Source organism: Haloechinothrix sp. LS1_15, assembly GCF_033042135.1.
Lineage (GTDB): Bacteria > Actinomycetota > Actinomycetes > Mycobacteriales > Pseudonocardiaceae > Haloechinothrix.
Genome location: NZ_WBXM01000003.1, coordinates 455,001 through 456,910, shown reverse-complemented (window position 1 = coordinate 456,910; position 1,910 = coordinate 455,001). Strand labels below are relative to the sequence as shown.

Below are 1,910 nucleotides of genomic sequence, written 5' to 3'. Positions count from 1 at the left end.
CGCCACTCTGGCTCGGCATCACGTCTCAGGCCTATGGTGTGCGGATTTGCCTACACACCGCCCTACACGCTTACCCCGGGACAACCACCGCCCGGGATGGGCTACCCTCCTGCGTCACCCCATCACTTGACCATCAGCGGACTCAGGTCCCACCACCAGCAACCACCCCACCCCCCGAAAGGGGCAGGCACAGCTACCAGCAAGAGGTTAGTCTCCTCCGCCCGGCCAGGGGCGCATGCGCGCGGGTACGGGAATATCAACCCGTTATCCATCGACTACGCCTGTCGGCCTCGCCTTAGGTCCCGACTTACCCTGGGCGGATCAGCCTGGCCCAGGAACCCTTGGTCATCCGGCGGTACAGATTCTCACTGTACATTCGCTACTCATGCCTGCATTCTCACTCGACCACCCTCCACCACTGGCTCACGCCGCGGCTTCACCAGGTGATCGACGCTCCCCTACCCACCCACACCACTGCACCCCACACCACAACGGGCATGAGGCGGATGTTGCTGTGTGAGTGACACGGCTTCGGCGGTGTGCTTAGCCCCGCTACATTATCGGCGCAGGATCACTTGACCAGTGAGCTATTACGCACTCTTTCAAGGATGGCTGCTTCTAAGCCAACCTCCTGGTTGTCTCTGCCATCCCACATCCTTTCCCACTCAGCACACACTTAGGGGCCTTAGCCGGCGCTCTGGGCTGTTTCCCTCTCGACGATGAAGCTTATCCCCCACCGTCTCACTGCCGCACTCACCACACCCGTATTCGGAGTTTAGTTGACTTCAGTACCCCGCTAAGGGCCATCAGCCATCCAGTAGCTCTACCCCAGGTGTGAACCATACGACGCTGCACGTAAATGCATTTCGGGGAGAACCAGCTATCACGGAGTTTGATTGGCCTTTCACCCCTACCCACAGCTCATCCCCTGAGTTTTCAACCTCAGTGGGTTCGGGCCTTCACCCGGTCTTACCCGGGCTGCACCCTGGCCATGGGTAGATCACTCCGCTTCGGGTCCAGACCACGCGACTCAACTCGCCCTCTTCAGACTCGCTTTCGCTACGGCTACCCCACACGGGTTAACCTCGCCACGCAGCACTGACTCGCAGGCTCATTCTTCAAAAGGCACGCCATCACCCACCCAACAGGCAGGCTCTGACGGCTTGTCAGCACATGGTTTCAGGTACTCTTTCACTCCCCTCCCGGGGTACTTTTCACCATTCCCTCACGGTACTCATCCGCTATCGGTCACCGGGACGTATTCAGGCTTACCAGGTGGTCCTGGCCGATTCACAGCAAATTCCACGAGCTCGCTGCTACTCGGGGACACCCATCCAGACACACACCAGCAGCTTTCGCCTACGGGACTCTCACCCACTCCGGCGCGTCATCCCAAACGCTTCGACTAGCCACCAGCAGCATCCGAGGGACTGGCAGATCCCTCCAACAGGGCCCCACAACCCCGACCACGCAACCCCTGCCAGGTATCACACGCAGCCGGTTTAGCCACATCCCCTTTCGCTCACCACTACTCAGGGAATCACACGTTGTTTTCTCTTCCTACGGGTACTGAGATGTTTCACTTCCCCGCGTTCCCTCCACACACCCTATACATTCAGGTGCAGGTGACACTCCATCACGAGTGCCGGGTTTCCCCATTCGGACATCCTCGGATCTCAGCTCGGTTGACAGCTCCCCGAGGCTTAACGCAGCCTCCCACGTCCTTCATCGGCGCCCGGTGCCCAGGCATCCACCATGTGCTTCAATTCGCTTGACCACAAAAAAGATGCTCGCACCCACTCTACAGTTCTCAAACACCACACCAAGACACCACAAGCGTGCTGCCTCAGACACCCAACAGTGTGCTTCGCCCACATGAACCTGCGCGCCACCCCAAACCATCGAGCATC

1 rRNA gene is annotated in these 1,910 nt (G+C 59.3%); it reads right to left on the bottom strand.

The window, feature by feature from the left end:
* Positions 1-1,777 (bottom strand): 23S ribosomal RNA (locus F8178_RS07310); the annotation flags it as partial.
* Positions 1,778-1,910: the final 133 nt, after the last annotated feature.